This window comes from Sulfuriferula sp., from assembly GCF_054605375.1.
The window spans coordinates 20,514-44,217 of record NZ_JBTSEG010000001.1; the positions used below are offsets into that span (position 1 = coordinate 20,514).

Here is a 23,704-nt window from a genome sequence, read left to right on the forward strand (position 1 = left end):
CGCCCAATATGAACATGGCCGACCGATTCCGTTACCGTCCCGCCCTACGGCCATGAGGTCCGCCACGCTGGTCAGCACCGAACAACTCGCACGGCGCCTCGGCGACCCGGATTGGATCCTGTTCGACTGCCGTTTTACCCTGACCCGGCCCGAGGCCGGGCGCCAAGCCTACACCGCCGCGCACATCCCGGGCGCCCGCTATGCCCACCTTGACGCCGACCTGTCCGCGCCGGTTCTGCCCGCCAGCGGCCGCCACCCGCTGCCCGATCCCGCCATACTGGGTGAAAAACTCGGCCGCTGGGGGGTAAGACAAGACGTCCAGGTCGTGGTGTACGACGACAGCTTCGGTTCCATGGCGGTGAGACTGTGGTGGTTGCTGCGCTGGCTGGGGCATGAAAACGTGGGCCTGCTGGACGGTGGCTTGCACAAATGGCAGCGGGAAAAGCGTCTGCTCACGGCAGATGCGCCGACTATCGTGCCAGCACGCTTCGAAGCCCGGCCCAATGCCGATCGGTGCGCAGACGCCGCCGAAGTGGCCGCCGCCATCTGCCGCGGCGAAGCGGTGCTCGATGCCCGCCCGGAGGAGCGTTTCATCGGCTTCGTGGAACCCCTCGACAAAGTGGCCGGCCATATCCCCGGCGCGATGAACCGGCCGTTCGAGGATAACCTGGACCTGGACGGCACTTTACTCGGCGCCGACGCGTTGCGCGCCGCCTATCTGGAGGCGCTGGGCGCGACCCCGCCGCAGCGCAGCATTCATATGTGCGGATCCGGTGTCAGCGCCTGCCACAACCTGCTGGCCATGGAGATTGCGGGATTGTCCGGCGCCCGGCTCTACCCCGGCTCCTGGAGCGAATGGATCACCGATCCGTCGCGCCCAACCATCAAGGAGGATTAAACCAAAATGGCTATCCGCGTTAAAACCATCTGGTTCAAGCAAGAGGACGGCCCCAAGGGACCGGAGCAACAGGCCGGTGTGATCGCACTTACCATCTGGAAGCTGGCAGACAAAACGGTCATTGACCTTTCCAAGTCCGATTACGACATCATCACTCCCCAACGCGGCTTTACCCTGCTGGCGGAACTGGCAGCCTTCATGCTGCACCTCGCCGACCGCATGGTGTACCGCCGCATCGCGGACGCTGAACGGCAGGCCCTGGTGCAGGCCCTGGCAAAGCGCCTAGCGGAAATCCTGGAAGAGAATATCCACGAAGTGATGAACGACCACGGCCACCCCTACCAGGCCGACTTCATCGACCTGGTCAACCGGCGCGGCCAGGATTACGCCAGCTTCGATTTTCCGCCGGAGCAACCCAGTTTCGCAGCGCTGCGCTACCTGGGCAACTGCATCCGCGACATCATGGAAGGCCGCGACCAGCCCTGGGTGATCGACCAGATCATGGAACTGGAGGCGCCAGAGATGGTAGCAACCGTCAAGAAAGCGGTGGATGGCCTGTTTCCGCAAACATCAGGCGTTCCCCTGCCCGCATGACAAGCACACGCAGCCCTTTCCATCTGGACGCCGACGCCGCTTATCAGGCCTGGCGCGAAGCCAAGCTGAGCAATTACCCCAGGCGCGCCGAAGACATGGTGGTGGAGGTAGGCGACCCGCGAGCGCTCACCCCGGCGGAGCATGACGCGATCCTGATACGTTGCCGCAAGACCAACCTGGCCATCTACGCCAGCCACTGCGGCGCCACGCCGGACAAGGACATCCCGCGCAGGCTGGGGCTGCAATTCGGCCTGAAACGGTTGGACCACAACCTGCTGGCGGACGAGGATGCCATCACCTCCCTCACCGTCGCCGCCGGCGGCGGCCAGCGCGGTGACTTCATTCCCTATACCGACCGCCCCATCCGCTGGCACACGGACGGTTACTACAATCCCCCGGAACGGCGCATCCTGGGGCTGATGCTGCACTGCGTAACGCCTGCCGTCAGCGGCGGGGAGAATACCCTGCTCGACCACGAAATCGTCTACCTGCTGATGCGCGATGCAAACCCCGAGCACATCCGCGCGCTCATGGCGCCCGATGCCATGACCATTCCGGTACGCATGGACGAGAACGGCGTGGCGCGGCCCGCCGAAACCGGCCCGGTGTTTTCCGTGCTGGACAGCGGCCAGCTCCACATGCGCTACACCGCCCGCACCCGCAGCATCGAATGGAATCCGAACCCTGCCACCCTGGCCGCCGTGGCCTTCCTGGAACAGCTGCTGGCAAGCGACCTGTCCTATATCTTCCGCGCCCGCCTGGAGTCCGGCATGGGCCTGGTCTGCAACAACGTGCTGCATGACCGCAGCGGTTTCAGCGACAATGAAACGCAACGACGGCTGCTCTACCGCGCACGTTATTACGAGCGCATCGAAGACACCTGACTCCACCATTTAGATTTCGGCCCGGGAAGCCCGACGGCTCCGGAATCAGCCACGGCTGTAACTTGCCTGTGACTGCTTAACATTCAAGCAAGCAGATAGGTAAATTTATTTTTGAACAATGACCGTTGAAAGGAATGTTTGTGCCGGCATCAAACAATCTGGCCAGAACGCCCGGTACCTCACAAAAATCAGGTGTCCCCGTCATCAACATCCTGGAATTTCTCGCCTTCACTCTGGGCCGGGAAGAATGCGGCATAGATATGTCAATCAGCGTCCAATAGTTTCCACTTTTCCAGCATTCTGAGGGTGATTTTTACGCTGCTTGAAGCGGTAGGAATCGTTGCCTGTTTCAAGGATGTCGCAATGATGGGTAACGCGATCCAGTAAAGCGGTTGTCATCTTCGCATCGCCGAACACCTGTACCCATTCGCCGAACGACAGATTCGTGGTAATGATCAAAGAGGTCTTCTCATAAAGTTGGCTAATGAGATGGAACAGCAGTGCACCGCTCGACGCCGGAAACGGCAAATAACCCAGCTCATCTAAAATGACGGCATCCACCAGGCATAGTTGCTTGGCCAGATTGCCGACACGACCCAGACTCTTCTCCCGCTCTAACTGATTGACCTGTCAAACAGCGTGCAAAACTTTCCAGATTAGGGGTTGAAACAGCATCGGGACGAAGGCTTCGGTCAGCTTGGGGCCAATATGGTTGGATTTCCAGCGTTTGACGAAACGCTGCACGCTGTCATAGGCGCCGCTGTAGCCGATTTCCTGCAAGCCCTTGAGTAGTCGATGCGCGGTGCGGCGGCGTGGTCTTGGAAGTTTGGCTTCGTCAGTCAGCCATTGCCTGAGTTGTTCCTCAAATTGATCCAGCCTCGGTGAGGCTGGGTGCTCACGCACGTACTGGGGTTCTTCGACCGTTTTGAGATGCTTGCGCACCGTCGGGCGAGAAACGCCCATGTCACGGGCAATCGCCGTGATCGTTTGCTTTTGTACCAGATGCCGCCGACGAATTTCGTAAATCATGTCCATATAAAACACTCCAGATACCCCCGGCTCAAAACGCCGGATGATTACATAGTCGGCGCTGAACAATCCTCAATAAGTTGATTTTGTTTGAAAAAGTGAGCGTTTTCGGTTGTCGAAATCGCAGGCTCGTGCGTTAAACACGGAGCTTTCCTGCAAATTTCGACGAGGTTTCGCGCATGGCTCCGCATTCCCCGAAGTCGCCGCCGCCGGATCTGTTCCGGCCGCGCCTGGATGAACAGCTCAACATGAAGCATCCGCTGGTTCGCCTTGCCGGTCTGATTGACTGGGACGAGATTCACCGCACCTTTGCCCGGCACTTCACCTCGGGTCGTGGCCGGCCCGCGCTGTCGCCGCAGGTGGTTGCCGGTCTGTTGTACCTGCAACACGCGTTCGACGCCTCCGGCGAGGCCGTGGTCAACACCTGGGTGGAGAACCCGTATTGGCAGTTCTTCACTGGCGAGACCTACCTGCAGACCGAGGCGCCGGTGGATCCTTCAAGCCTGACACGCTGGAGAAAGCGCATCGGCGAGGAAGGCGTCGAGACGCTGCTGGCATTGACGATCGAGGCGGCGCGCAAGGCCGGGATGATCAGCAAGACGAGCGTGGATCGGGTCATCGTCGACACGACGGTGATGCCCAAGGCGATCGCCCATCCGACCGACAGCCGCCTGCTGGAGCGGGCGCGCCAGCACATGGTCAAACTGGCCGGCGAGGGCAGCATCAAGCTGCGCCAGAACTACAACCGCGAGGCGCCGCGACTGGCCACGCAGATCGGACGCTACGCGCACGCCAAGCAGTTCAAGCGCATGAAGAAATCGTTGCGCACCTTGCGCAGCCGCGTCGGTCGCGTGCACCGCGAGGTCGGGCGCAAGTTGCATGAGCTGCCCGAGTCGCAGCAGGCCAAGGCGCAGGACCTGCTCGAGCGCGCCGGCCGGATCCTCGCGCAGAGGGCCCAGGACAAGAACAAGCTGTACGCGTTGCACGCCCCGGAGGTTGAATGCATCGCCAAGGGCAAGGCCAGGACGCCCTACGAGTTCGGCGTGAAGATCACGATCGCCACCACGCTCAAGGAGGGATTGTGGTCGTGGGCATGCGTTCGATGCCGGGCAACCCCTGGGATGGCCACACCCTGGCCGAAACCCTGGAGCAGGCCGGCATCCTGGCCGACGCAAGACCGAAGATCGCCATCGTCGACAAGGGCTACCAGGGGGTGAAGGTCGACGGGGTGCGCATCTTGCGCTCCGGCCAGAAGCGCGGTCTGACGCGAACGCTGCACGCGATGGTCAAGCGGCGCAGTGCGATCGAACCCGCAATCGGCCACATGAAATCCGATGGAAGGCTTGCCCGCAATCCGCTCAAGGGCGCGATCGGCGACGCCCTGCATGCGGTCATGTGCGGCGCTGGGCACAACCTCCGCTTGCTGCTGAAGAAGCTGCGGCTTCTTTGCGCCCGAATTGCCGACGTCGTGTACGCCTGGCTGGTGTCGAACGCGCCGCCAGCTTTTATCGCAATGCCCCGGCCGGCTGAAAACATCATTGTTCAGGACGGACTATTGAATGACCCACGATCAATACGATAGGCTGGTGATCCGGCTTCGCCATTTTTTAGCTCAGCATGGTAAGTGTTTCGACTCGTGCGCGCAGCAGCGGCACAAGTTGCTGCACAAACCAGGGATGGTGCTTGAGCCATGGCTGATTGCGTGGCGATGGGTGAGGCAGCGGAAGGTATTGTGGAGCATATTCCCGCCAGGCCTTTACCGTTTCAGCCAGTGTCGATTTGCGGCGAGGGCCGAGAAAGTGACGCTGCGCATATTGACCAACAAGCAAGGTCAACTCAATCTGCGGCAGCCTGGCCAGCAACTGGTCGAGCCACAGTGTTGCGCATTCACGACGCGGCGGCATATCGCCGTGAGCGCCTCGTCCCGGATAGCAATAGCCCATGGGAATAATTGCAATGCGCGAAGCATCATAAAAAACATCTTTGTCCACACCCATCCATGCCCGCAGGCGTTCCCCGCTCGGGTCGTCCCATGGAATGCCGGATGTATGCACGCGGATGCCGGGTGCCTGCCCCACAATCAGGATGCGGGCTGTGTTAACGGCTCGCAGCACCGGGCGTGGGCCGAGCGGCAAGTGTGCTTCGCACGCGCGACAATCACGCACTGCAACCAGCAGCGCTTCGAGGGTGGGATAAGTTGTTTCTGGCACAATGTGCACTTTTATTGACAGAGGAAACAGGCTAGCGTTGGCGCGAATAAAGCACATTTGTGCAGCCAGGATAGACCCATCAGAGAGCCTTGCAAACAAGCCTCGCGAATTCAATCATCGAGCACGCTTCACTTTCTCGCCCGAACGAGGATTTGACGCGCCAGCGTGTGGAGCAGCCCGGCGAAGGCAGCCAGCCAGGCAAGCAGCGCCAGGTACAGGAAGTATTGCGGAATGAATTTCAGAAATGGCAGATTCATCGCACGTTCCATCTGCAACGTGCTGGCGGCGTACATGCCGAGCGGAAAGACCGCACCCCAGTACAGCGGATCATATTTCAGCGGAAAGCGCTTGTAGACGTGCCGCCAGACCCCCAGCACCACAAGCATCGGAATCCACCACGTTCCGGTTGCCCAGTAAAACACCGTGAAACCTTTGATGAAGGGAAGCAGCGACTGCAGGTAGGGCGCGTCAGCCGCATTGGCGACCAGCAATGAGCCGGCCAGCGTGGAGATTGCCATGGCCCCCATGTTGATCCAGTATGGCGGCGCCAGATCGCTGGGTAAAAATCTGAAGAAGGTATAGCGGTAGAAAATGAGCGCCATCATCCAGATGTAGAGCATGCCGCCCCACAACCACATGGACAAGGCTATGAAGTTGAACTCGAGTTTGTGCGGTTGCCCCCAGTGCGCCGCCAGGAGCGCGCTGAGAGCGGCTATCGACTGGGGAGCGACGACGGCGAGAAGCCAGGCGCCGGTGATGCCCTGATCCAGAGGCGGCTTGATTTCCTTGACGGTGAAGGCCGTGAAAATGGTGTAGTTCAAACCCACCCACAGGACAGCACCGACCACCCAGAGAACGAATGCGGCCTGATAATTACCGGAGATCAGTATGAACTGGCTGCCGAGGACGCAGGATCCGGCAATGGTGGTAAAGAATCCCGGGCCGCGCTGGTGGTCGAGCATGTCGTCGAAAAACTGGCGGGTGAACCAGACGGCCCGCAGCACGCTCAACAGCCATAACACCAGGTAGACACCGATATTGAGCCAGAACAGCGCCATTGCGATGCGCGGCATGCCCATCGCGCCTGCCGCAATGGATACGATCCCGGTTGCCATCACCATGGCAAAGTAGGCGGGAGACAGTCCCTTCGCTGCGGCCTTAAGACTGCCCAGGAAGAACCGGCCATCCGGTCTTTGGTCTATGTTGTGCTCGGCACTATCGGTCATTATTGCTCTGTCTTCCGCTGCCTGATAGTGCTGTCCGCTCGGGAGTAACTTCTCTGTACGTGAGTGGTGTCGCGTATTCCACAGCCATTCAGTCAGTTCCTTATACCAATTTATCTGCCTGGATGGGAGCGTTACCATCGACTGGAGCAGATCAACCGCTCCCGCGCGTCGCAACACCCTGCTCCGCACAAAGAATCCTCAGATATTTGCGCATATCCGAAGTCTGTTGAGGCGGGCGAGCTTCCCCTGCAACTGCAGGGAAGCCCTGATGCTGCCCGGATGAGGTCAGCACATCAAGGGTGGGGCTTGGGCGCGCTGGGGCGGTGTGAGTGCAGCCTCAAGGTTTTTCGTTCAAAAAACCCAGCGCCAGCGCCTTGAAATCGCAACAGGTATGATGCGAGGACAGCCGCGCCGCTTCGGCCAACAGGAAGCAAAGTATCAGGTTCCGCCACCGTGAAACCCCACTCCCGGCTGGTTTTCCGGCAAATCGGCCACCATCAGATCGCGCTTTATTTTTTGCAGATCGTCCAGCGCCGCTCCTTGCAGCATGGATCTGGCATCGAGCAGGGCAGACTCCAGCAATGCTGCTGCCAGCGCGCCTTCCTTCTGACTCAAGATTTGAGAAAAAGCCCGCAAATCATAATTCAACTCCTTCGATATCCGCACTTCCAAAGATTTTGTGAATGCGCGGGGCATGTCTTCAACTTTGGTTGCTCCATCGGAATAGGATTGCAGTTTTCGCACCAATGTAGCGATATGGCTCCCAACGGATACACCGGGTCCGGCCGGCTTCAGTTTGATTTTATTGATGAAGTAGTTTTCAAAGTCCACCTTGGCCAGATGTACCCATTTGCCCTCTTTGAGCCAGTTGATGTTGCGCAACGGGATCTGCGGCTCCGAATGATACACAGCACCGGATTTGGTCATGTCGGTTAACCACTTGGCACGCAGCGGCGCCGGGCTGGTCAACGCTTCCCCATTGATGGCGGCAGCAATATTGCGCACGGCGGCATCGACTTCGTTCTGTATGGAATAGACGGAATCCGGCGCGCCAATGGGCAGCGGCGTTTCCACTATGGACGGGTGCGCGCCACATACTCCCACGGCGAAGATATTAGGATATGCCGGGCTGCGCAGATACGCGTCGGTCTTGACGAAACCGCGCTCATCGGTGAGGCCGGCACTGTCACGCAGGGCATGGATGCCGCGGAACGCGGCCCAATACACGGCGTAGGCAAAAGGAACTTCACTCGCGCGGATTTCCTTGCCCTGCTCGTCGCATTCGGCGATATGGACAACGCCTGAATCGATTTTTTTGGTTTTTACGTTGGTGCGGTAGGTGATATTGCGCTCGGCAAGCGCCCGTTCCAGCAAATGGCGCGTTTCACTTTCCGCGCCCAGGCCCAGATGCCCGACATAAGGTTCCGGGGTGAGGAGCGTGATGGGCACGCGGTCGCGCAGGTTGCGGCGCCGCAGATCGGCATCCGCCAGAAAAGCGAATTCATAGACCGGGCCGAGTATGGATGAGTTCTGAACGGCGCCGATCACGAGCGGCCCCGGATTTTTCACGAACTGCTGGTAGTCCGTATAAGCCTTGGCTGCGTCTTCAATATGCACCACGGAGTGCACTGCGCCTTTGGCCGGATCCAGCCCTTCGATTTCATCAAACGCCGCTTCCGGTCCGGTGGCAAGGATCAGATAGTCATAAGCCAGTGTGCTGCCGTCGGCCAATTCCACCTGGTTATTCGCGCCATCCACTTTTTTCAGTGCTTGCGGGATGAAAGCTATGCCACGGTCTGCCAGGCACGGGCCGATAGGGAACGCAATATCCTTTTGATCGCGCCACCCCATGGCGACCCACGGATTGGACGGCACGAAATGAAAGTAATCCTTGTTCGATACCACGGTCACCTTGTCCTGCGGGCCCAGCCGGTTTTTCATGGCGTAAGCGGCAGGCACCCCTGCGATTCCTGCTCCGGCAATCACTATGTGTGTCATGTTGGTCTCCTTTGATGCGACATATAAAAATGCGCTTATTGCACGAGCGGCGTCTGCGCGCCTTCCAGTTCAATGCCCTGAATATCGGCTTGCCCGACCAGAATCTTCAGATACTGCCTGAGGGCGCGGATCCGCACCTGCTCGGTCAAATACTCGGCAAGCTTCTCACGGATCATTTCGAAGGGCAATGTGCGGCCTTCTGCACGGCGTTCGACGCGCACAATATGCAAGCCGAAACGGCTCTCAACCAGCCTGGATGCGGTTTGCCCCGCCTCAAGACTGAAAATGGCGCGCTCGAATTCCGGCACGGTCTGGCCTTTGGTCAGCTGGCCCAGGCTGCCGCCGACTTCTGCCGAGGTGCAATTGGAGTAGGTGCGAGCCAGCTCTGCAAATTGCTCCGGCTGTGCCAGCGCCTGCTGCAGCACTTCCTGCGCTTTCGCCCGCAATGCGTCCAGCGGAACATTCGGCGTTACCTGGAACAGGATGTGGCTGGCTTCAACCAGATCGCCGGTGCGGAACTGCCCGATATTCTTGCGGTAATAGGTTTCGCACTCCTCCTCGGTCGGCACCGGCGAAGTCACTTCCAGTTCGATCAACCGCTCAATCAGGGCATCCTCGACCAGCGCCTCGGCATCTTCGGCCTGCGACGCTTCCAACACGCGCAGCGCGTCCTGCTCCGCGGCAAGCTTGTTGCGTGCCGCCTGCAGCAAGACTTCCCGCACCACCAGGGCTTCCACCGCTGCCTTCAGCGGAACGGGGGCGCCGGCATGGTGCGGTAATTCGCGTTCCACTGCTTCATCCGTAATTTCGACATCATTTACACTGATACTCACAGTCCTTCTCCTTTCGTATGCTTACCTGCTGCCCTACTGGTGGCAGGCAGAATTCATCGCTCAACCACGCTGCCTGACTACCTGGTAGCTGCGCGTCAGATAAGTGACCGCTGCGAATCCGCTCCAGACATGGACCAGCCGGCTGAACGGGAACAGCAGGAACAGGGTCATGCCGAAGAACAGGTGAATCTTGAAAATCAGCGGCACCGCCAGCAGGAATTGCGCAGCACCGGAGCGGAACGTTACGATGTGTTGCGCCCAGTTTGCCAGCAGCAGCATGTCGGCCCCATCCAGATGCTGGGCCGAAAACAGGATGGTCGTCAGCCCCAGCAGCAGGGTGACGAAGACCCACAGCAGGATGATGATGTCCATCGGCTTGCTGGTGGCGCGGATGCGCGGCTCGGTGAGGCGCCGGTGCAGCAGCAGCGTGATGCCCGCCAGGCAGATCAGCCCCGCGGTACCGCCGGAGATCATCGCCAGAAGCTGCTTGGCCTCGGTGGTCAGTCCCATGGACTCATACAGCCAGTGCGGGGTCAGCAGGCCGACCGCATGCCCGAAGAACAGGAACAGGATGCCGATGTGGAACAAATTGCTGCCCCATCTCAACTGGCTCCGTTTCAATAGCTGGCTGGAGTCGCTTTTCCAGGTGTATTGCTCGCGGTCGAAACGAATCAGGCTGCCCAGGAAAAAGATGGCGAGCGCCACATAGGGGTAAATCCCGAATAGCAGATTATTCAAGTAATCCATGACTTGGTCTCCTTAAAGGTAGGTCAGATCGCGCCGCCAGCGGCGGCAGCCGCCTTGCGGGATTCCGGCATGCGCACATAAGCCGTTTGCGGTTTGGGCACCAGCAGCGGATCGGTGCCGTCGGCTGACGGGCCGAACTGGATGATGGTTTCTTCCATCTCGCGCACCGGCACATCGGGCAGGACTTGCGCCACCACCGGCGACATGCCTTCCAGCACAGCGAATACGGTGTGGTACGGGCTATGGTTGCCGTTCAGCTTGCGCCCGATCAGCGCCAGCACGTCCACCGCCTCGCCCAGCATGTTCAGCGCGTCCTGATCCGGAAGCTGGGAGAGATACTCCAGAAACAGCGGCACATAGTCCGGCAACTCATCCGCATCCATATCCAGCCCGTGTTTGCGGTATTCCTCAATCAGGTTGACCATCGCCGAACCGCGGTCGCGCGACTCGCCGTGGATATGCTCGAACAGGTGCAGCGAGTGCGAGGGATTGCGGTCGAACGTGCCCACGTAAGTTTGTTCCGACTCAAGCAGGGTCTCTGTACGCAGCGCCTGGAACAGATCAGCCAGTTGCGCCTGCGCCGCGCCGTTCTGCTCCTTTTCGTCCGCCAGCAACGATTCCATCAGATCCAGTTCGTCCACCCATTCAGCCTGGGGGTAACTCAACAACAACGAAAGCACTTTGAATGTTTTCATGATCAGGCCCCTTCCACTATTTTTTTCCGTGATTTCGGCATATCGACGAAGATCATCGAACCTTTTTTCTTGGTACCGAACAGACTGGCATCAGATATACCATCGGAACACCCATTGCCAAACGAGAAACCGCAACTGCCCTTCTCATCAAAGGTATCGACCACTTCCTCACGATGGCCGCTCGGGATGACAAACCGGTCTTCGTAATTGGCGATGGCCATGTAACGGTACATTTCCTCGACCTGGCTCACCGTCAGGCCGACCTGCTTGAGCACCGCGGTATTGGCCACGCCTTCCACCGATTTGCCGCGCATGTAGGCGCGCATCGCCAGCATGCGATCCAATGCCGTGACGATGGGCGCTTCCTTGCCGGCGGTGAGCAGATTGGCCAGATATTTGACCGGTATGCGCAGGGATTTGGTATCAGGGATGATGCCGTTCATGCCCATTGTGCCGCTTTCTGCCGCAGACTGGATCGGCGAGAGCGGTGGCACGTACCAGACCATCGGCAAGGTCCGGTATTCGGGGTGCAAGGGGAACGCGATTTTCCAGTCGATGGCCATCTTATAAACCGGTGACTTGCGCGCAGAGTCCAGCCAGGCCTCGGGCACGCCGTCGGTACGCGCCTGCTCGATGACTTTGGGGTCATTCGGGTCGAGGAACAGCTTCAATTGCGCCTCATACAAATCCTGTTCGTCGGCAACACTGGCGGCTTGCTCGATCTGGTCTGCGTCATATAGCAACACGCCCAGATAGCGAATCCGCCCTACGCAGGTTTCCGAGCAAACAGTCGGCTGGCCGGCCTCGATGCGCGGGTAGCAGAACGTGCATTTTTCTGCCTTGCCGGATTTCCAGTTGTAGTAAATTTTCTTGTACGGACAACCGCTGATGCACATGCGCCAGCCACGGCATTTGTCCTGGTCGACCAGCACGATGCCATCCTCTTCGCGCTTGTAGATGGAACCGGAAGGACAGGACGCGACGCAGGTCGGGTTCAGACAATGCTCGCACAGGCGCGGCAGGTACATCATGAAAGTGTTCTCGAAGGTCGAGTACATTTCCTTCTGCACATCGTCGAAACACTTGTCGCGACTGCGCGAGGAGAACTCCCCACCCAGGTCATCCTCCCAGTTTGGGCCCCATTCGATCTTGTCCATTTTCTTGCCGGTAATCACCGACACAGGGCGCGCAGTGGGCGGGGTTTCCGACAGCTTGGCATTCTGCAGATGTTCGTAATCGTAGGTGAACGGCTCGTAGTAATCGTCAATCTCGGGCAGGTTCGGGTTGCCGAAGATATTGGCCAGGATGCGCCACTTGGCGCCCTGGCGCGGCTCGATCTTGCCATTGCTGTTGCGCTTCCAGCCGCCGTTCCAGATATCCTGGTTTTCCCACTGTTTCGGATAGCCGATACCGGGTTTGGTTTCCACGTTGTTGAACCAGACATATTCCATGCCATCGCGCGAGGTCCACACGTTCTTGCAGGTGACGGAGCAGGTATGGCAGCCGATGCATTTGTCCAGATTAAGGACCATGGCCACTTGGGCGCGGATTTTCATTTTGCAGCCTCCTTGTTTTCATCCAGCGGGCCTTCCAGCCAGTCCACATTTTTCATTTTGCGTACGATCACGTATTCATCCCGGTTGGAGCCGACCGTCCCGTAATAATTGAAACCGTAGGAGAGCTGCGCATAGCCGCCGATCATGTGGGTCGGCTTGGTGACCGTGCGCGTCACGCTGTTATGGATACCACCGCGATAGCCGCTGGTTTCCGCACCCGGCACATTGATGATTTTTTCCTGTGCGTGATACATCAGCGCCATGCCGCGCGGCACGCGCTGGCTGACCACGGCGCGGGCAGTCAGCGTGCCATTCACGTTGTAGACCTCGATCCAGTCGTTATCCACAATCCCGGCTTCCTTCGCCTCCGGTTCGGAGATCCAGACGTGCGGCCCGCCGCGCGACAGTGTCAGCATGCGCAGGTTGTCCGTATAGGTGCTGTGGATGCCCCATTTCTGGTGTGGCGTGATCCAGTTCAACACCAGTTGGGTGTTGCCGTTGCCCATCTTGTCGATTACCGGCTTGACGGTCTTGGTGTCGATGGGCGGTTTGTATACGCATAGCCCTTCGCCGAAATCCAGCATCCACTTGTGGTCCTGGTAGAACTGCTGGCGTCCGGTCAGGGTGCGCCAGGGGATGAATTCATGAATGTTGGTGTAGCAGGCGTTGTAACTCACATGCTCCGACTCCAGCCCGCTCCAGGTGGGCGAGGAGATGATCTTGCGCGGCTGTGCCTGCACGTCGCGGAAACGGATCTTGTCGTCTTCGCGCGGGATGGCCAGATGGGTATGGTCGCGTCCGGTGATTTTGGACAACGCTTCCCACGCCTTCACCGCCACCTGGCCATTGGTTTCCGGCGCCAGCATCAGGATCATTTCGCACGCATCGATGGCTGATTCGATACGCGGCAAGCCCTTGCTGATGCCTTCTTCCTGCACCGTATAATTCAGTTCGGCGAGCTGTTTCACTTCGCTTTCGGTGTTCCAGGAAATACCCTTGCCGCCGTTGCCGATTTTGCTCAGTAACGGGCCCACCGAGGTGAATTTCTTGTAGGTATCGGCGTAATCGCGCGTCACCACCGTCATGTTGGGCATGGTCTTGCCAGGGATGGCGTCGCATTCGCCTTTCTTCCAGTCCTTCACCCCCATCGCCTGCCCCAGTTCGCTCGGGGTGTCGTGCATCAGCGGGGTCAGCACCAGATCCTTCCGGGTGCCCAGATGCGTGGCGGCGAGTTCGCTGAACTTTTTCGCGATGGTCTTGTAGATTTCCCAGTCCGACTTGCTTTGCCACAACGGCTGCACGGCTTCGGACAGCGGATGGATGAAGGGATGCATGTCCGACGTATTCAGGTCGTCCTTCTCGTACCAGGTGGCGGTCGGCAATACGATATCGGAATACAGGCAGGTGGTGGACATGCGGAAATCCAGCGTCACCAGCAGGTCCAGCTTGCCTTCCGCGCCCTTGTCATGCCACACCACCTCCTTGGGCTTGACTTCGCCCAGTTCCCCCAGATCCGGGCCGAATACAGCATTCTGCGTACCCAGCAGGTACTTCAGGAAATACTCGTGGCCCTTGCCGCTGGAACCCAGAATGTTGGAGCGCCACACGAACATATTGCGCGGAAAATTCTTGGGATTGTCCGGGTCTTCGCAGGACATTTTCAGCGTGCCGTTCTTGAGTTGCTCCGTTGCATATTTGACCGGATCAATGCCCGCAGCTTCCGCAGCCTTAACCACCTCGATCGGGTTGGTCTGCAACTGAGGGGCAGACGGCAGCCAGCCCATGCGCTCGGATTTCACATTGAAGTCAATCAGGCGGTAGTCCGCAACACTGGCATCGCCGGTGGGCGACAGAATTTCACTGGTATCCAGCTTCTCATGCCGCCATTGGCTGGTGTGCGCGTAAAAGAACGATGTGCCGTTCATCTGCCGCGACGGACGGTGCCAGTCCAGTGCAAAGGCCAGCGGCGTCCAGCCGGTTTGCGGGCGCAGTTTTTCCTGTCCCACGTAATGCGCCCAGCCGCCGCCGGACTGGCCGATGCAACCGCACATCATCAGCATGTTGATGATGCCGCGGTAAATCATGTCCATGTGATACCAGTGATTCAGCCCGGCACCGACGATCACCATGGATTTGCCGTGGGTCTTGTCTGCGTTGTCGGCGAATTCGCGCGCCACGGTGATGATGTCGGCGCGTTTCACACCGGTGTGCTTTTCACCCCAGGCCGGGGTGTACGGTGCCATGTCGTCATAGCTGGTGGCCACATTGCCGCCCCCCAGCCCGCGATCCAGGCCGTAATTGGCAAGCAACAGGTCGTAAACCGTCGCCACCTTGACTTCGCTATCGTGAACACGGATGGTCTTGACCGGCACATTGCGCACCTGCACATCATCGGCGTCGGTGCCGCCAAAATAGGGGAAGCCGACACCGGCAACGGCATCCCTGACATCCATCAGGCTAAGCCTGGATTTGATTTCCTGACCGGATCCGGCATCGCGCATTTCCAGATTCCACATGCCGCTCTGCCCCCAGCGGAAACCGATCGAGCCGTTGGGTGCGACCAGATAGCCGGTATTTTCATCGATCACGATGGTTTTCCAGTCGGGATTGTTTTCCTGCCCGAGCTTGCCATCCAGATCGGACGCGCGCAGGAACCGGTCCGGCACCAGCGTGCCGTTATGCTCTTTCAGCATCACCAGCATCGGCATGTCGGTGAACTGGCGGCAATAGCCGTCGAAATATTCGCTCTTTTTGTTCAGATGGAATTCTTTGAGAATAACGTGCCCCATCGCCATCGCCAGGGCGGCATCGGTGCCTTGCCGGGGCGCCAGCCAGATATCGCCGAACTTGACCATCTCGCCATAGTCGCTGGAGACGGCGACGGTTTTGGTGCCCTTGTAACGCACCTCGGTGAAGAAATGCGCATCCGGCGTACGCGTCTGCGGGATGTTGGAACCCCATACCATCAGGTAGGTGGAGTTGTACCAGTCTGCGGATTCGGGCACGTCTGTCTGTTCGCCCCATACCTGCGGCGAAGCCGGCGGCAGATCGCAATACCAGTCATAAAAAGACAAGGGAACGCCACCGATCAGCGACAGGTAACGCGACCCGGCGGCATAGCTCACCATCGACATCGCCGGGATCGGCGAGAATCCCACCACCCGGTCAGGGCCGTAGTCCTTGATGGTGGACACGTTGGCCGCGGCAATCATTTCCGTGACTTCATCCCACTTGGCGCGCACGAAACCACCCTGTCCGCGCACCGATTTGTAGCGCTTTGCGGTTTCCGGATTCTGGCTGATCGCCTGCCAGGCTTGCACCGGCTCCATGGTTTTGCGGGCTTCGCGCCATAATTCCATCAGGCGGCCGCGGATCATCGGGTATTTCACGCGCTGCGCGCTATACACATACCAGGAGTAGCTGGCGCCGCGGGGGCAGCCGCGCGGCTCGTGGTTGGGCAGATCCGGACGGGTACGCGGGTAGTCGGTCTGCTGGGTTTCCCAGGTGATCAGTCCGTTCTTGACGTAGATTTTCCAGCTGCATGAACCGGTGCAGTTCACCCCGTGGGTGGAGCGCACGATCTTGTCGTGCTGCCAGCGCTGGCGATAACCGTTTTCCCAGCTCCGGTCTTCCTGGGTCACGACACCGTGATCGCCGGAGAAGTTTGCAACGTTCTTCTTGAAAAAACTCAATCTGTCGATGAAATGGCTCATTTATTTGCTCCTAAGGTTATATTCAGCCGCCATACCCTTGACTCAGCAAGGTACCGGCGCATTTTTGCGTGAGTAATACCACCAGGTGACGGCGATACAGCTCAGATAGAAACCGATGAATATATACAACGCGGCCTGCGGCCCGCCGGTCAGCGCAATGGAGGTGCCGAAGCTCTTCGGAATGAAAAATGCACCGTAGGCCGCAATGGCGGAGATGAACCCCAACACCGCTGCCGAGCGCATGCCGGACTCCTTCGCCGCCACCGACTCAACGGCAGCATCGCCGTGGAGTTCGGCTTCGCGCAGATACATGCTCAGGCAAATCACTGGAATCATGCGGAAGGTCGAACCGTTGCCGATGCCGGTGCTGAGAAACAGCACCATGAACATCGCCAGGAAACCCCAGAACGCACCGGGCTGGGTGCGTATGCCGAGGAAGTAGATCACCCCCAGCACCGCCACAGCCATGGCCACGAACGTCCAGAAGGTCACGCGCGCGCCGCCCAGCTTGTCCGATATCCATCCGCCCACGGGGCGGAACAGGGCGCCGACCATGGGGCCCAGGAAAGCGTATTGGGTCGGGTCCACGTCAGGGAACTGGAGCTTGGTCAGCAACGGCAACCCGGCGGAAAAGCCGATAAAAGAACCGAACGTGCCAACATACAGCCAGCTCATCAGCCACATGTGCTTGCGTTTGAAAATAACCGCCTGCTCGCGAAACGAGGCGCGCGCCGTCGCCAGATCGTTCATGCCGAACCAGGCGGCGAGCGTGGAAGCAATAATGAACGGCACCCAGATGAAGCCGGCGTTCTGAATCCACATGGTCCTGGTGACATCACCCTTGGCCCAGGTTTGCGGTTCGCCCCCAAAGGCACCGAACACGCCGATCGTAATCACCAGCGGCACGACGAACTGCACCACGCTCACCCCCAGGTTGCCGAGGCCGGCGTTCAGTCCCAGCGCCATGCCTTTCTGGCTTTTCGGAAAGAAAAAACTGATATTGGACATGCTGGACGCGAAGTTGCCGCCCCCGAATCCGGCCAGCAGCGCCAGGACCAAAAATACCGAGTATGGCGTATGGGGATCCTGCACCGCGACCCCCATCCAGATTGCCGGTATCAGAAGCGATGCGGTGCTGATGGCAGTCCACCGGCGCCCGCCGAAAATCGGCACCATGAACGAGTAGAAAACCCTCAGCGTGGCGCCGGAAAGACCGGGCAACGCCGCCAGCCAGAACAGTTGGTTTTCGTCGAAATTGAACCCGATATTGGGCAAATTCACCACCGCCACGCTCCACACCATCCACACGGCGAACGCGAGCAGCAACGCCGGGATCGATATCCACAGGTTACGGGTCGCGATGCGCTTGCCTTTCTCTTCCCAGAAAGCGGCATCTTCCGGTCGCCACTCGGTAATGACATGGCCTTCGCGTCTTGGATTCGTTTTTAATACGGTGCGGGCCATTCTGCCGCTCCTTTTCTGCTCATTCGCGTTGGCAGAGTATTGCTGCCAGCGCGTTCTCCATGGAGTCCCGGTACGCTCATATCAACTCTTCCTTCATCATCGCGGCGCGCAGCTCATCTTTCTTCGCCAGCACCGCCATTTTTTCTGCCTTGACGGCGTAATAGGTCCAGATCATCACGGTGGCTACCAGACCGTAGAGCAGCATGAAGCAGCTGCTACGCACGCCGATCCTGTCCGCGGCCACGCCGAACAGAATCGGCAGGCTGAATCCGCCCAAGCCGCCGATCACTCCGACCAGGCCGCCGACCGAGCCGATGTTGTCGTGGTAATAGTCGGCGATGCAGCGGTACACGCTGGCCGAACCGAATCCCTGGGCAGTGCCTACCACGAAGATCAAAATGGTGAATACCCATACATTGAGGCCAATGTGCAGGGAGACATCACCCTTGATGCCGTGAATGGTCATGGTGGTCGGCGGGTAGGAGAGGAAAAACAGGCACACCAGACAGATCCAGAATACCCACCAGTTCACGATGCGGCCGCCGAACTTGTCTGAAACCCAGCCCCCTAAAGCGCGTACGCTGCCGGCAGGAAGCGTGAAGAGTATGGTGATCAATGCCGCCGTCTTGAAGTCGAGGCCGTACTCGGCGATGTAGTACTTGGGCAACCACAGGGCCAGCGCCACGAACCCGCCGAACACGAAGAAGTAGGCGAGCCCGAAGCGCCACACCCGCGCATCCTTGAGAGGCGCGAGTTGCTGGGCAAGGGTGATGTGCTTGAGCCGGCCCGCCTTGCGCTCCTCGTAGCGCGGATCGGTGGAGGTCAACAACCAGAACGCCACCGCCATCACCAGCATGGCGATGGAATAGACTTGCGGGACGGCGCGCCAGCCCCAGGCCACCACAATCAAGGGAGCCACGAAGTTGGTAATGGCAGCACCCGTATTGCCTGCGCCAAAAATACCCATGACGGTGCCTTGCCGCTCCTTGCTGAACCAGGACGAGGTGTACTGAATACCGATGGCGAAAGCACCTCCCGCCAGCCCGACGAACAGCCCGACTACCAGGTATTGCCAGTACTGGGTGGCGAAGGCGAGTCCATAGGTCGAGACCGCTACCAGGATCATTTGTACCAGGTAGATGATCCGCCCACCGAAGCGATCGCTCAAAATCCCCAGCGGCAAACGTACGAGAGAGCCGGTCAGGATCGGCGTCGCCACCAGCAGTCCGAATTCGGTCTCGTTTAATCCCAGCTCGCTCTTGATTTTGATACCGATAATGGAGAACATGGTCCACACGGCAAAGTTAAAGGCAAACGCCAAAGTGCTCATGCCCAGAGCCAAACCCTGTTTTTGAGTATGTGTCGTCATTTTTTACGCTTTACGCCCTGATGATGATGATCGATCCCTGTTACCCTTGAGCGCAGTGTAGGCTTGGGAAAGATAACTGCCTATCCGTACGAATCCCGCAAAAAGCACCCGCATACCACCAAAGAGGTACGCGAGAAACATGGCTAACACCTTGATACAATTTTGTTTCATTGCGATGAAATACAGAAAATGAAGCGCTGTCGCATTATTGGTGGTACACCTTTTTCTCACCCTTTTCTTCCCTGGTACGGTACGCTTTCGCCTCGGCGGACATCACCGCAGATGCAGGAGAACCATAACCATGCCTACGAAACTGTTTGAACGTTCTTTATCGTTGCGCCTGGGTATTGCCATGGCCGCCATCGCACTGCTCACCGTATTGGGCATGGCAAGTTCCATCATGGTTGCTGAAACGATGCAAGGCAGCGGTACGGCCATTGATGTGGCAGGCTCCTTGCGAATGCAGAGCCATCGCATCGTGAATCTGGTGCTGCTGGCGCAGAAGCAGCAAAACCCTGATGGCAAACGCACGGCGCTGGATGCACTGCAACACTTCGACTCGACGCTGCGTGATGGCCGCCTGTTGAAAACATTGCCAACCGATCCTCGCAGCATGCCCCAAATACAATACCGGGCACTGGTCAATGACTGGCAGCAACGGCTGCATCCCGACATAGCGGCCATGTTGAAGGGCGAAAGGCTTGCTGGTGCGACAACGCGGCAAACTTATGCTGCAGAGACGGCATTGCTGGTTAAAGTGGATGGATTTGTTGATCGTGTCGATCGACTGGTCAAGCTGCTGAGCCAGAAAGTGGATACCAAAGTCGCCCTTCAGCGTACCATCCTGGGCGCCTCACTGTTTTTCACGATCGTGGTCATCTTTGTCAGTATGTACATGCTGCATACCGAGGTGCTCGTTCCGTTGCGGGATCTGCTCGATTACGCCGAGCGAATGGGACGAGGGCAATTTGATATCCGGACCCAGCATACCGGTCCGGACGAACTGGGCCGCCTGGGTCGCGCATTCAACGGGATGGCTGCGGAATTGTCCAAACTGTACCGGAATCTTGAAACCCGCGTCGCGGAAAAAACCGCAGAATTGAGCCGCAGCAACCAGTCTCTTGAATTGCTGTACCACTCCATCGCACGGCTGTATAGCGGGCCGGTCGCCCGCGACACTTACGCAATCTTGTTGAAGGATATTGAAAGCGTGCTCGACATCGGGCATGGCTCGGCATGTCTGGTGGAGGGAGAAAGCGACCGGGCCTCCCCGCTTGCCTCCACGTTCATCGCCGGTAATGGCGACGTCAATCTTTGCCAGGTATCCAATTGCGCCGAGTGCCTGGGCGGCGCCGTCATGCATCAACGCCTCGCTGGCGACAGCCAGCGGACCATACTGGCGCTACCCCTGATGGACGCCGAACGGCAGCACGGCGTGCTGCAACTGGAGATACAGAAAGGACGCACGCTCGAAGCCTGGCAAATGCAGCTGCTCGAAGCCTTGTGCCGGCATATCGGCACCGCCATCGGCACGGCGCGCAAGAGCGAGCAAAGCCGGCGCGTCTCCCTGCTCGAGGAACGTGCCGTCATCGCGCGCGAACTGCATGATTCGCTGGCCCAGTCCCTCTCCTTCATGAAAATCCAGGTGAGCCGCTTGCAATCCGTGCTTGGTACGCCGCCGCCTGCGGAGGCGGGAAAAATACTTTCCGAGCTACGCCAGGGCCTCAACAGTGCCTACCGCGAACTCAGGGAGCTGCTTACTACCTTCCGCCTGAAAATCGAAGGCGCCGGGCTGGCGGCCGCGCTGCAAGACACCGTCGCCGAATTTTCCAGGCGTGGAGATATCCCGATTCAGCTCGACGTCCATTTAGTTGGCTGTCACCTGTCGGCCAACGAGGAAATCCACGTGTTGCAGATCATTCGGGAAGCCCTGTCCAATGTCGTGCATCACGCCAGGGCCCGGCAAGTTAAAGCAATGGTTAGCTTGGACAGCGACGGCATATTGTCGGCCACGGTGGAAGACGACGGCATCGGCTTCAATGGCTCTCCGGACATGCACCATTACGGCATGGCCATCATGCAGGAACGCGCGCGCAGCCTGGGAGGAAAACTGGAAACGGAAAACCGTGCGACAGGAGGAACCCGCGTGTCACTGAGCTTCAAACCGGCCGCCTGCAACGAACCGGCGCCGGTACAACTGCACGGATTTGCAACATGAACGCCACCACAGATTTCTCGGTATTGATCATCGACGATCACCCGCTGTTCCGCAAAGGCGTGATCCAGCTCATCGGCATGGCCGAGGAATTCCGCGTCATCGGCGAGGCATCAAGCGGCAAGGAAGGTATCGAACAAGCCCATGCGCTGCAACCGGACCTGATATTGCTCGACCTCAACCTGAAGGACATGAGCGGCATCGACGTGTTGAAGGCGCTGAAAACGAAAGACGCCGACTGGCGCGTCATCATGCTCACCGTATCGGACCACTCGGACGATCTGATCGCCGCGTTGCGCGCCGGTGCCGACGGCTATCTGCTGAAGGACATGGAACCCGAAGATCTGCTGGCCAGTATCCGTACCGGTGCCCAGGGACGCATGACCCTGACCGATGGCCTGGCCGGCATGCTGGCCCATGCCCTGCGGCACGAGGCGCGTCCCGACACGCCGCAGGAAGCCGGGCTTACCGAGCAGGAAACCAATATCCTGGAACAGGTCGCCACCGGCAAGAGCAACAAGCTGATCGCGCGCGAACTGGGAATTACCGAAGGCACGGTCAAAGTGCATATCAAGCACCTGCTGAAAAAGCTCAATCTGCGCTCCCGCGTTGAAGCGGCCGTGTGGGCCGTCGAAAGAGCCGGACGCAGCTGAACGGGCAGCCCAAATACATCTTAACGGCGCGCAAAACGGATGACAATGTTCACGTGTTGGCGTTCGACATATTCCACTTCGATCGTCCCGCCATAGCGCTGGTGCATTTGATCGATCAACGGCAACGGACGTTGACGAATGCATGACCTCCCCTGGCTGCAAGACATCCAGAGCGCCGATATGGCCGCATGGCGGAAACGCCTGGCGACGCTGCGGACATCGACAAGACGGGATTGTCCATCGAAAATCTTCAGATTCTGCAGCATGATCAATCTCCTTATTTCCTGATCGAGTGGCGCTGCTGGACTATTCTCCCGAAGAGCCTGGGCCGGTTGTCTACAATAAGGCGGTCGCTGATGTACAGGATCGCCTCCAGGCGCGAATCATGGAAGCCGATATCGACGTCCATGAAGATGAGTTTCAATATTGGCGCAAGCCGGGCCGTCAGAAAAAGAGCGCGTAAGCCTCATGCAACTTCAGGCTCGCCCTTCTCATATGGATTGATGCCTGCCAAATGCAGCCGGCTCTCATTTTCCGGCTTCGATCATTCACCCAAAAGGATCATAAATGAAAGCCATTGCCTACCAAAATCCTCATCCAATCACATCACTGGAATCATTTGAGAATATCGCGCTTCCCGATCCGGTTGCGCTCGAACACGACCTCCTGGTCGAGGTGAAGGCCATCTCGGTTAATCCGGTGGATACCAAGGTTCGTGCCTCAAGTGGGGCTGCGCCGGGCGAATGGAAGGTGCTGGGCTGGGATGCTGCAGGTGTCGTTCGCTCCGTGGGTGCCGCAGTCACGCAATTCAAGGTGGGCGATCGCGTCTGGTACGCCGGTGATATCACCCGCATGGGCACCAATGCCGAACTTCATCTTGTCGATGAGCGGATTGCCGGCCACATGCCGCAGAGCCTCGATTTCGCGCAGGCTGCCGCCCTGCCCCTGACCTCGATCACGGCGTGGGAAATGCTGTTTGACCGGCTGCAACTCAAGCCCGGAAAAAATCACGGCAACGACACCCTGCTCATCATTGGCGCATCGGGGGGCGTCGGATCGATCATGACCCAGCTCGTCCGCCATCTGACCGACGTGACCGTCATCGGCACCGCCTCGCGCCCCGAAACGCAAGCCTGGGCCCGTGAATTGGGCGCGCATCATGTCATCGACCACGCTCGCCCGATCAGTCAAGAACTGAAGCGCATCGGCATCAACCAGGTGTCGCACATCGTCAGCCTTAACAAGACCGACGAACACTTCCCGGAAATTGTCGAAGCCATCGCCCCCCAGGGCAAGTTCGGCCTCATCGACGACCCGGCGTCGCTCGACATCCGCCAGTTGAAACGCAAGAGCGTCTCCGTGCATTGGGAGTTCATGTTCACCCGTTCCATGTTCAAAACCGCCGACATGGTTGCCCAGCAACACTTGCTGGATGAAATGGCCCGCTTGGTCGATGCCGGGATTATTCGCACCACCCTGGCGGAGCACTTCGGGACCATCAACACAGAAAACCTGCGGCGTGCCCACCAGTTGCTGGAATCAGGCAAGGCACGCGGCAAGATTGTGCTTGAAGGCTTCTGACAGACCATGACAGGGAGTAGCTCTGCTACCCCCTTGCGA

19 protein-coding genes and 2 pseudogenes are annotated in these 23,704 nt (G+C 58.8%); 8 read left to right on the plus strand and 13 right to left on the minus strand.

Annotated elements, in window-relative coordinates; all coding sequences use genetic code 11:
* The first annotated feature begins 52 nt into the window (after positions 1-52).
* Genes ACYCZJ_RS00110 through ACYCZJ_RS00120 form a run of 3 tightly spaced genes read left to right on the plus strand, consistent with a single transcriptional unit; the run spans position 53 to position 2,376 of the window.
* Positions 53-898, plus strand: a complete 846-nt coding sequence (locus ACYCZJ_RS00110) for a sulfurtransferase (protein ID WP_461552188.1) — start codon at positions 53-55, stop codon at positions 896-898.
* 6 nt (positions 899-904) lie between these two features.
* Complete coding sequence (locus ACYCZJ_RS00115) at positions 905-1,492, plus strand: hypothetical protein (RefSeq protein WP_461552189.1); 588 nt, start codon at positions 905-907, stop codon at positions 1,490-1,492.
* A complete protein-coding gene (locus tag ACYCZJ_RS00120) occupies positions 1,489-2,376 on the plus strand; it encodes a TauD/TfdA family dioxygenase (RefSeq protein ID WP_461552190.1) in 888 nt (295 codons plus the stop codon). Before ACYCZJ_RS00115 ends, ACYCZJ_RS00120 begins: the two co-directional genes overlap by 4 nt.
* 267 nt (positions 2,377-2,643) lie before the next feature.
* Here the strand turns inward: ACYCZJ_RS00120 and ACYCZJ_RS00125 are convergent.
* Positions 2,644-3,003, minus strand: a pseudogene (locus ACYCZJ_RS00125) (ATP-binding protein); the annotation flags it as partial.
* Positions 3,004-3,006: 3 nt separating this feature from the next.
* The gene (locus ACYCZJ_RS00130; protein WP_461552191.1) at positions 3,007-3,411 is read right to left on the minus strand and encodes an IS21 family transposase; all 405 of its coding nucleotides are present in this window, start codon (positions 3,409-3,411) and stop codon (positions 3,007-3,009) included.
* A 173-nt stretch (positions 3,412-3,584) separates the two neighbouring features.
* Here ACYCZJ_RS00130 and ACYCZJ_RS00135 point away from each other — a divergent pair.
* Positions 3,585-4,987: pseudogene (locus ACYCZJ_RS00135) on the plus strand (IS5 family transposase).
* Between the two features lie 25 nt (positions 4,988-5,012).
* On the opposite strand, the gene ACYCZJ_RS00140 reads toward ACYCZJ_RS00135, so the two are convergent.
* The 10 genes from ACYCZJ_RS00140 to ACYCZJ_RS00185 form a co-directional block, all read right to left on the minus strand.
* Positions 5,013-5,615, minus strand: a complete 603-nt coding sequence (locus ACYCZJ_RS00140) for a uracil-DNA glycosylase family protein (protein WP_461552192.1) — start codon at positions 5,613-5,615, stop codon at positions 5,013-5,015.
* Between the two features lie 128 nt (positions 5,616-5,743).
* The gene (locus tag ACYCZJ_RS00145) at positions 5,744-6,841 is read right to left on the minus strand and encodes a tellurite resistance/C4-dicarboxylate transporter family protein (protein ID WP_461552193.1); all 1,098 of its coding nucleotides are present in this window, start codon (positions 6,839-6,841) and stop codon (positions 5,744-5,746) included.
* Between the two features lie 438 nt (positions 6,842-7,279).
* Positions 7,280-8,839 carry an NAD(P)/FAD-dependent oxidoreductase gene (locus ACYCZJ_RS00150; protein ID WP_461552194.1) on the minus strand — a complete coding sequence of 520 codons (1,560 nt, stop codon included), beginning with the start codon at positions 8,837-8,839 and terminating at the stop codon, positions 7,280-7,282.
* 35 nt (positions 8,840-8,874) lie between these two features.
* Complete coding sequence (locus ACYCZJ_RS00155; RefSeq protein ID WP_461552195.1) at positions 8,875-9,672, minus strand: peptidylprolyl isomerase; 798 nt, start codon at positions 9,670-9,672, stop codon at positions 8,875-8,877.
* A gap of 60 nt (positions 9,673-9,732) precedes the next feature.
* On the minus strand, positions 9,733-10,419 hold the full coding sequence (gene narI / locus ACYCZJ_RS00160; protein WP_461552196.1) for a respiratory nitrate reductase subunit gamma: 687 nt from the start codon (positions 10,417-10,419) through the stop codon (positions 9,733-9,735).
* Positions 10,420-10,442: 23 nt separating this feature from the next.
* Positions 10,443-11,114, minus strand: a complete 672-nt coding sequence (narJ, locus tag ACYCZJ_RS00165; protein ID WP_461552197.1) for a nitrate reductase molybdenum cofactor assembly chaperone — start codon at positions 11,112-11,114, stop codon at positions 10,443-10,445.
* A gap of 2 nt (positions 11,115-11,116) precedes the next feature.
* Complete coding sequence (gene narH, locus ACYCZJ_RS00170; RefSeq protein WP_461552198.1) at positions 11,117-12,670, minus strand: nitrate reductase subunit beta; 1,554 nt, start codon at positions 12,668-12,670, stop codon at positions 11,117-11,119.
* Positions 12,667-16,383, minus strand: a complete 3,717-nt coding sequence (locus ACYCZJ_RS00175) for a nitrate reductase subunit alpha (protein ID WP_461552199.1) — start codon at positions 16,381-16,383, stop codon at positions 12,667-12,669. Before ACYCZJ_RS00175 ends, narH begins: the two co-directional genes overlap by 4 nt.
* A gap of 42 nt (positions 16,384-16,425) precedes the next feature.
* On the minus strand, positions 16,426-17,847 hold the full coding sequence (locus tag ACYCZJ_RS00180) for a NarK family nitrate/nitrite MFS transporter (RefSeq protein ID WP_461552200.1): 1,422 nt from the start codon (positions 17,845-17,847) through the stop codon (positions 16,426-16,428).
* 76 nt (positions 17,848-17,923) lie between these two features.
* Entirely contained in the window at positions 17,924-19,216 is a 1,293-nt protein-coding gene (locus tag ACYCZJ_RS00185) for a nitrate/nitrite transporter (RefSeq protein WP_461552201.1), read from the minus strand.
* Between the two features lie 301 nt (positions 19,217-19,517).
* Here ACYCZJ_RS00185 and ACYCZJ_RS00190 point away from each other — a divergent pair, with 301 nt between their 5' ends.
* Together ACYCZJ_RS00190 and narL are read left to right on the plus strand one after the other, a co-directional pair.
* A complete protein-coding gene (locus ACYCZJ_RS00190; RefSeq protein ID WP_461552202.1) occupies positions 19,518-21,434 on the plus strand; it encodes a histidine kinase in 1,917 nt (638 codons plus the stop codon).
* Positions 21,431-22,084 (plus strand): two-component system response regulator NarL, encoded by a 654-nt coding sequence (gene narL / locus ACYCZJ_RS00195; RefSeq protein ID WP_461552203.1) that lies wholly within the window; start codon positions 21,431-21,433, stop codon positions 22,082-22,084. Before ACYCZJ_RS00190 ends, narL begins: the two co-directional genes overlap by 4 nt.
* 20 nt (positions 22,085-22,104) lie before the next feature.
* Here the strand turns inward: narL and ACYCZJ_RS00200 are convergent, their stop codons facing one another.
* Complete coding sequence (locus tag ACYCZJ_RS00200) at positions 22,105-22,350, minus strand: DUF2249 domain-containing protein (RefSeq protein WP_461552204.1); 246 nt, start codon at positions 22,348-22,350, stop codon at positions 22,105-22,107.
* A gap of 26 nt (positions 22,351-22,376) precedes the next feature.
* Here ACYCZJ_RS00200 and ACYCZJ_RS00205 point away from each other — a divergent pair, with 26 nt between their 5' ends.
* Positions 22,377-22,547, plus strand: a complete 171-nt coding sequence (locus ACYCZJ_RS00205; RefSeq protein WP_461552205.1) for a DUF2164 family protein — start codon at positions 22,377-22,379, stop codon at positions 22,545-22,547.
* Positions 22,548-22,651: 104 nt separating this feature from the next.
* A complete protein-coding gene (locus ACYCZJ_RS00210) occupies positions 22,652-23,665 on the plus strand; it encodes a zinc-binding alcohol dehydrogenase family protein (RefSeq protein ID WP_461552206.1) in 1,014 nt (337 codons plus the stop codon).
* Positions 23,666-23,704 lie beyond the last annotated feature (39 nt).

What these genes read in the sequence shown, in the direction of transcription:
- ACYCZJ_RS00180 (WP_461552200.1), bottom strand. Translation starts at nt 17,847, where the DNA reads ATGGCCCGCACCGTATTAAAAACGAATCCAAGACGCGAAGGCCATGTC.
- ACYCZJ_RS00200 (WP_461552204.1), bottom strand. Translation starts at nt 22,350, where the DNA reads ATGCTGCAGAATCTGAAGATTTTCGATGGACAATCCCGTCTTGTCGAT.
- narJ (WP_461552197.1), bottom strand. Translation starts at nt 11,114, where the DNA reads ATGAAAACATTCAAAGTGCTTTCGTTGTTGTTGAGTTACCCCCAGGCT.
- ACYCZJ_RS00115 (WP_461552189.1), top strand. Translation starts at nt 905, where the DNA reads ATGGCTATCCGCGTTAAAACCATCTGGTTCAAGCAAGAGGACGGCCCC.
- ACYCZJ_RS00210 (WP_461552206.1), top strand. Translation starts at nt 22,652, where the DNA reads ATGAAAGCCATTGCCTACCAAAATCCTCATCCAATCACATCACTGGAA.
- narL (WP_461552203.1), top strand. Translation starts at nt 21,431, where the DNA reads ATGAACGCCACCACAGATTTCTCGGTATTGATCATCGACGATCACCCG.
- ACYCZJ_RS00185 (WP_461552201.1), bottom strand. Translation starts at nt 19,216, where the DNA reads ATGACGACACATACTCAAAAACAGGGTTTGGCTCTGGGCATGAGCACT.
- ACYCZJ_RS00150 (WP_461552194.1), bottom strand. Translation starts at nt 8,839, where the DNA reads ATGACACACATAGTGATTGCCGGAGCAGGAATCGCAGGGGTGCCTGCC.
- ACYCZJ_RS00130 (WP_461552191.1), bottom strand. Translation starts at nt 3,411, where the DNA reads ATGGACATGATTTACGAAATTCGTCGGCGGCATCTGGTACAAAAGCAA.
- ACYCZJ_RS00120 (WP_461552190.1), top strand. Translation starts at nt 1,489, where the DNA reads ATGACAAGCACACGCAGCCCTTTCCATCTGGACGCCGACGCCGCTTAT.
- ACYCZJ_RS00110 (WP_461552188.1), top strand. Translation starts at nt 53, where the DNA reads ATGAGGTCCGCCACGCTGGTCAGCACCGAACAACTCGCACGGCGCCTC.
- ACYCZJ_RS00145 (WP_461552193.1), bottom strand. Translation starts at nt 6,841, where the DNA reads ATGACCGATAGTGCCGAGCACAACATAGACCAAAGACCGGATGGCCGG.
- narH (WP_461552198.1), bottom strand. Translation starts at nt 12,670, where the DNA reads ATGAAAATCCGCGCCCAAGTGGCCATGGTCCTTAATCTGGACAAATGC.
- narI (WP_461552196.1), bottom strand. Translation starts at nt 10,419, where the DNA reads ATGGATTACTTGAATAATCTGCTATTCGGGATTTACCCCTATGTGGCG.
- ACYCZJ_RS00175 (WP_461552199.1), bottom strand. Translation starts at nt 16,383, where the DNA reads ATGAGCCATTTCATCGACAGATTGAGTTTTTTCAAGAAGAACGTTGCA.
- ACYCZJ_RS00190 (WP_461552202.1), top strand. Translation starts at nt 19,518, where the DNA reads ATGCCTACGAAACTGTTTGAACGTTCTTTATCGTTGCGCCTGGGTATT.